Source organism: Wolbachia endosymbiont of Mansonella ozzardi (assembly GCF_020278625.1).
GTDB lineage: Bacteria > Pseudomonadota > Alphaproteobacteria > Rickettsiales > Anaplasmataceae > Wolbachia.
Map to the genome: position 1 here is coordinate 5,657 of NZ_JADAKK010000034.1, position 6,724 is coordinate 12,380.

The following is a 6,724-nucleotide window of genomic DNA, read 5'->3' on the forward strand; positions in this document are numbered from 1 at the left end:
ACACATTTGCAAGAGTTTGAGCCTCAACTCCCTGGCTGCTATCTACCACTAAAAGCGAACCTTCGCATGCAGCCAAGCTTCGACTCACCTCATATGAAAAATCAACATGACCTGGGGTATCCATAAGGTTCAAGCAATATTGATTTCCATCATTTGCAGTGTAGTTAAGCCTTGCTGTCTGTGCTTTGATTGTAATTCCACGTTCACGTTCTATTTCCATTGAATCAAGCACTTGATTGGTCATTTCTCTTGCTTCAAGACCATTACATTCTTCTATCAAGCGGTCAGCAAGAGTTGACTTTCCATGATCTATATGTGCTATTATTGCAAAATTTCTTATATTATCCATTGATGGTTATTCAACATATTAAGAGAACTATTTTACATTCGAAGTGCTGCAAGGACAATTACTTACTTCCCCTTTAATACAGATAGTACCTGCTTCGAGTGAGAAACCACTTTATTAACCATATAGCTCTCATGGTTATTATCTATTTTAGACAATTCATATAGGTAATTCACCATCATTCCAGCTGACTGACTAATGCCCTTTTCAGAGGTATCTGCCATCCAGTTCAGCTGTTTTATTGATGCACCATTGCTTAAATGAAAATGTGCTACCGGATCGTAAGCACTGCCACTACTGTTTTTAATCTTCAGCAAGTAGTGTGCACAAAGCTTCAGCAAGCATTGTTTTTCCCATTCACTGTTGGTTTTTAATTGCTCTATGCTTTCTAAAATTTCTGCGCTAGATTGCTTTATATTCAATTTGCTCAATAAAGTAATATCTTGGCTTAAACTTTCTTTCAGCCATTTTGTAAAGCTAGGTATTGGGGAAAGCGTTGCGTATGTTTTTATACTTTTAAATTCCTGCGATAGTTTTTCTACAACCCTTTTGATCAAAAAGTTACCCAAGCTGATTCCAGACAACCCTGCTTGAGTATTTGATATTGAATAGAATATGGCAGTGCTTGCATTGCTTGGATCACTTGAAGGTACCGACTCATCTAAAAGGTGTTGAATGCTATCTGCAATTTTGTTTACCAATGCAACTTCTACAAAAATTAGAGGTTCATTTGGTATTTTGTAATGAAAAAAGGCAAAACATAGACGATCAGAATCCAGCCTGTTTTTTAAGTCACCCCAAGAAGAAATTTTATGCACAGCTTCATATTTTATAAGTTTTTCTAACAACGATGCAGGTGAATCCCAGGTAATTTGACGAAGGTCGAGTAGATCAACGTCAACCCAGGAGAGAAGTATGCTTTTTAATTCACTTTCTAGTCGATTGAGCCCTTTATATTGGTTCTTTAACTTAAGCATGTCAGAGCGCATATCGACAATAAACTTAAGGCCTTCCGGCAAAGAAATAAATTGCTTCAATATTTTAGAACGTGGTGATTCAAGGACTTTTGTCAAGTCCTGTTCAAATTTATAGTCTAACTCGGGATTCTGATTTTCCCTGTATTCTTTTATTTTTTCACCTACTTCCGCTTTGTTCAGACTAAATTTTTCTGCCATGGTCTGCAGAAATTTTATTTTACCCTTCTCCGATAAACTTAAATACAGATTACCAAGAGATACGGTGTTCTTACGTGCTGAGACCTCCCCTCCCCTTGGGCTTAAGCACTCGTGCATCTTCAAGACTAAGCTATCGATATCGCGGCTACTGCTTAAATCGGGGTTGATATTGCCAATCCACGATCTTACAGCATCTGCCACTTCGCCTAGCATTTTAAAAAAGCCTTTTACTGCTTTCTTATTCTCAACTTGCGCTATATCAGTTTTAACTAGTGACTCTTTCGTCATAGATTTCTTTTACCGTACATCTATATTAACCAAAAAAAAAACTTAGTCTACACAGCAGGTACCGTTATCGAATTATTAGCAATTTCTATGGTATAATTAATTATAGAGCATTAACAGAGAAAAATGTTATGGCAGAGGCAAAGAAAAATCCAATAGCTACATTGAAAGCCCAAGCCAAAGAATTCGATTTCAGCAAACTAAGAGCTGCAGAAAAGATAACAAAGGAGCAAGCTCCTGCGAAACGATGCATAAAGATTTTTGAAGGATGGATTTTGTTATCAATGGAAAAAGTATAGAAGAAACTTCAATTCGCAAATTGATGGAAAAAGCTTGGAAGCAATATGCATGGAAAGAATTTAAGCAAAGTCTAACTGCTAAAGAAATTAATATATATGGAAAAAGTCTTACAGTAGCGAAGAGCAAGTTTATTTATTAAAAGCAAAAGTACATGAAAATAATAATTATCGCCCATTTGCAAAAGAAGTTTTTAAGGGAATGTTTGAGTGTGTTGGAGCAGCAGTCCCAAGTGACTCTATTCTAGAAAAGCTAGTTACTAATTGTAATCAAGCAGGGTATGAAGCTGCTACATATACGGATCTACACTCACTCAGGCTCAGTATTCATTCATGCCGGGAAGCCCTGGGGAGTAATGAAGATTGATTGTACCGATCAAAATAATGTGAAAATCAGTCTGACTTAGAAATACCAATATATGTTCTTATAAAAAAGATAAATTATCACTTACTATTTCCAAGAAGCTAAAAAGCTATCAAGATAGTGACAAGAGTTTGTTTGATATTGTAAAAGAAAGAGTATTTTCAGAAATTCTGCGAAAAGTTCGAATTTAAATTCGAAGCAAAAATAAAACAAAGTTTAGGGAAGAAATTAAAAGTAGATAGCCATTTGGAAAGCGTGAAGTTAATCAGCATGTTCATAGCAATTGAGGATTGACCCTTCTAACCTTCGCTTCTTAACTTAAGATGCTCCGGTATCATCTACTGCTTCTGAATACACCGTTGCTAGACATATACCGCTATGCACTTCTATAGATACCTTATCGCTTAGACTTCAATTAAAGTAAGAATTCTTTTCTGGAAAAGAAAGCTCATCAAGAGATAGTTCCCACTTTAGTCCTTTATATTTGAGCTCTCGGTATGCCAAGCAAAGATATTTTAGTATTTTTCGGCAAAGAAAAATAGGTAATACTTTTTTCCAAGGTGTAGTCTACCATAGAAGGTGCAGATGTATAAAAAATACTCCCCGTGCTTAGAAAAATGTTGATATTCTGTAGTATGTAGTCAATTGCTCCTCCGGTAATACCCGTTATTATCAACGTCAGTAACTTCATTATTTTTAAGCGGGCTATTGCCTTGGAAAAATCGCAGTAATCTTGGTCAGGCAGGCATATTGTATTCAAACTAGCGCGTAAACTCGGATTTACGCTATCCAAATCTCCCATTACAAGATCAGGTTGTACACCAATTTGATGAAAGCCTATTCTATTTGTTCTGCCATCTACACCAATAATAGGTACATCTCGTTGAAAAAATGATGAATCAGGTATTTCTCAATTTAACACCATAATAGAACGATATTGCTTCTGTATACTGCATACATGATCATGAAATGCTTCGTGTAAATTTTGCATCGTATTTGATATTACACAACCCGACAATATTGCTAAGTATCACAAGCTTTGGATAGCCAAACCCAGGATAATGAACAAAGTTGCCAAACACAGGATATAGCTTTGACGTAAATTTGCCACTAAAACATGTTGATATTGAGTTTCAAGATCTTTGTAATGTGGAATGTAGGGGGTTAATAAACCTGTCCTCACTATGGTAGATAATCGTAATTGAGTTTTCGCGCTCATACTTTTGTTAGGAGATTAGCTTCCCACACCAAAAATAGGTATCTTTGATATCTATTACAGCTGCTAAGCTCATGGTCCGGGGTTTTAAGGCGCTTTATAAAAAGAATATAAAGGGCGTTAAAAGTATCAAGTACTATTCTAAGGCCGTCTGCATAGGTCATTTTTTTGATCAACACATCCGAGGCTTAAAAATTCAGACACAAAAGGATTGAATATCTGCAAAAAATAGTGTATAATTATTAATACTTTTTAAGTGGATTTCTCATGGTTTTGTCAAAGTTTCTAATCCAAAAAAAACAACTATGCCTTTAGGTGTATCTTTTCTAAGTCCTATTCAAGACCCAGGGATTGCTGCTAAATAAAGAGAATATTGTCGATATACTCCGTAGAGATTCCACAGGTGTGCAATTTATTTGCGAAATGCAGGTTGCTAGAACCACTGGCTTTGAAAAACGCGCCCAACACTATGCTGCTAAAGCTTATTCAAGCCAAGCTAACATAGGTGCACGATCTCAAGAGGATCTCAAAGGAGTTATCTTTATTGCCATCACTGATTTTGTTCTATTTCCTGATAAACCAGAGTGAGAATCTGATCACGCTGCTCTCGATAAGAAAACCTTCGAACATGATCTAAAGGATTTTAGCTTTGCTTTTATGGAACTACCGGAATTTCCAAAAACAAAAGAGGATCAATTAGAAAGTGTAGTTGAAAAATGGTGCTATTTTTTTATATGCAAGTGAAACTAGTGAATAGGATCTGAGAAAATAGTATGAAGTGATAAGATTACCGTCAGGGCTTATGATGAGTTGAACCAATACAATTGAAGTGGAGAAGAGCGTTTTACGTATGATCAAGATAAGAAACGTGAAGATGATAATTTATCCTGTTTTAACCAAAAGCTTGATGAAGGTGTTGAAGTCGGTATTGAGAAAGGAAAAACCGAAGTGGCAAAAAACCTACTTAAAGCTGGTGCATCTATCAACTTGATAGCTAAACCCACTGGTCTTACTCAAGTTGAAATTAAACAACTTCAAGAAGCAACGTCTTACCACTCAAATAAGATTCACTGCCAGTAATTTCCAGTATAGCTTAACCTACAAGGGTTGGTATTAGCTGCTCTTAAACTGTAACTAACTTTAGCCTAAATGTTGAGAAATTTGCCAAGTAGAGAAAAAGGCAAAAAAACTAGTCACTTCTCTATTTTAAAATCCGGCATTGGGTGATGTCTTAAACGACTTATAAGCGCGTTTCAGCTTTTAGAGGTAAAAACTTCGAAGTTTTAAAGAGAGATGAAATACGCATAGTGCAAAAAATTAAACAATAGTACACCAAATACAAGCCTCCTTGTCATTTTAACCGTACAAGATTGGAAAGTTAAACAAATAGCCTCATTACCATGATGAGGATGACGGAAAAGGTTGTCAAGTAGTTTTTTTTGTTTCTATAATTTGTTATTTCTTCAAACTCATCAATTAAAGTTCTCATGTCTTGCGGTAAATCAGAGCAAAAGTCCATATATTTCTTGCTCTTTGGGTGATATAACCCTAGCTTATAGGCATGTAATGCTTGTCTATTGAAGTTACAGATAAAATCAGAACTTTTAGCGTATTTTACACTTTTACTACTATCTTTTCCGTAGACTTGGTCACCAACAATAGAATGTCCCATGTGACTCATATGTACTCGAATTTGGTGTGTTCTGCCCGTTTTTAAAACGCACTTGACTAAGCTTACTTGTCCTACAACTTTCTGCACCGAATAATGGGTAATTGCCAGTTTTCCTGTGGTGCTTGCTACACACATCATTTCTTTATTGCTACGTTTTGGAGCAATATTAGTTTTTATCGTTCCCTGATTAGAAGATAATATTCCCCAAACTACTGCTAAATATTCCCGTTTTATCTTGCGATTTGACAGTAATTCAGACAAAAAACTATGGGCTTCTTCATTTTTTGCAATTACCATCAGCCCGCTAGTATCTTTATCGAGTCTATGAACAATTCCTGGTCTTACGTGGGTATATGGAATTTTACCAAGGTGAGCAATAACTGCGTTCAAGAGCGTATCATTGTTTGTCCCGGCGCCTGGATGCACTGTTAATCCACTTTGTTTATTGAGAACCATAATGTCCTCATCTTCATAAATAATATCAAGTTTTATGTCGTGACTAGGCTTAATTGATGTGGATTCGCTATTGGAAGTAAGAAGTACCACATACTCCTCACCTAGTTTTACCAAGTGATCGTTATTAGTTATAGGCATGCCGAGTAATTTCACTTGCTCATCTTGTATCAATCTCTGGACTTTACTGCGTGATATATTGCACTTTTCGGCGATATAAGTATCTAGCCTCAATTTTTCCTCACCACTTTTGATATTTAAGGTCACTGTTGAATGATCTATAGTGGCTTACCCCCGCACCATTTCCCATGCTGCTTGAATATTTTTGTTTACAAAATCAATGTTTGTACTAGGAAGATTACCCTGTTTTTTAATATTATATTGCAAATTGTCTGGGAACTGTCTTTCCAGTGGATTATTATCTTGTTGTCAAGATTCTGCAACGTCGCCTCACCTTTTTTTCTTTATTATCTTTTTCTCCCAGCTTAAAGGACTCTAATACATAATATAAAAATTCACTTGAGCTGCCGTTAATTTTTCCTGCCGTTCATCTGTTTCTTCTTGTTCAGAGAGTTCTTTTTCTAATTTTGTATTTTTCTTTTCAAGCTCTTTCGTTATTTGTTGTGATTTTAACAATTCATTTTTCTCACGTACTTTTTTCTCTTTATCTTGTTGCTTACCAAGATCGGACTTTGAACTACTGTTAGGTTCATTTGTCGATTGGGTTCGTTTACTTCTTAGCTCTTCTAAGTGCTTTCGCAATTCTTGTGTTAATTCTTTTTTTAGGGTTTCTCTTAAATTTTCAATTTGTGTTTTCCAGTCTTGCGCGTTGCAAAAAACTTCTTCACTAACTCTTTCAGAGTAACTACCGGAAACCTCAATAGACGATCGATTATGTACAAGAGTTGAAAATGTAA

5 protein-coding genes and 2 pseudogenes are annotated in these 6,724 nt (G+C 35.8%); 2 read left to right on the forward strand and 5 right to left on the reverse strand.

What is annotated here, in order from left to right; genetic code table 11:
- On the reverse strand, positions 1-349 hold a 349-nt coding region (locus IHO40_RS03900), incomplete at its 3' end, for a GTP-binding protein (protein ID WP_225536854.1).
- Positions 350-411: 62 nt separating this feature from the next.
- Positions 412-1,809, reverse strand: a complete 1,398-nt coding sequence (locus IHO40_RS03905; RefSeq protein WP_225536855.1) for a malonyl-CoA decarboxylase — start codon at positions 1,807-1,809, stop codon at positions 412-414.
- Between the two features lie 128 nt (positions 1,810-1,937).
- On the opposite strand from IHO40_RS03905, the gene IHO40_RS03910 reads away from it, so the two are divergent.
- Positions 1,938-2,105, forward strand: a complete 168-nt coding sequence (locus IHO40_RS03910; protein ID WP_225536856.1) for a hypothetical protein — start codon at positions 1,938-1,940, stop codon at positions 2,103-2,105.
- An 839-nt stretch (positions 2,106-2,944) separates the two neighbouring features.
- On the opposite strand, the gene IHO40_RS03915 is transcribed toward IHO40_RS03910, so the two are convergent.
- Positions 2,945-3,373: a thiamine diphosphokinase gene (locus IHO40_RS03915; RefSeq protein ID WP_225536859.1), complete on the reverse strand. Its 429-nt coding sequence runs from the start codon at positions 3,371-3,373 to the stop codon at positions 2,945-2,947.
- 614 nt (positions 3,374-3,987) lie between these two features.
- On the opposite strand from IHO40_RS03915, the pseudogene IHO40_RS06270 reads away from it, so the two are divergent.
- Positions 3,988-4,762 (forward strand): annotated as a pseudogene (locus tag IHO40_RS06270) (Rpn family recombination-promoting nuclease/putative transposase).
- 298 nt (positions 4,763-5,060) lie between these two features.
- Here the strand turns inward: IHO40_RS06270 and IHO40_RS03925 are convergent.
- Both IHO40_RS03925 and IHO40_RS03930 read right to left on the reverse strand, forming a co-directional pair.
- A complete protein-coding gene (locus IHO40_RS03925; RefSeq protein WP_225536858.1) occupies positions 5,061-6,074 on the reverse strand; it encodes an RluA family pseudouridine synthase in 1,014 nt (337 codons plus the stop codon).
- Between the two features lie 228 nt (positions 6,075-6,302).
- Positions 6,303-6,724: pseudogene (locus IHO40_RS03930) on the reverse strand (hypothetical protein); the annotation flags it as partial.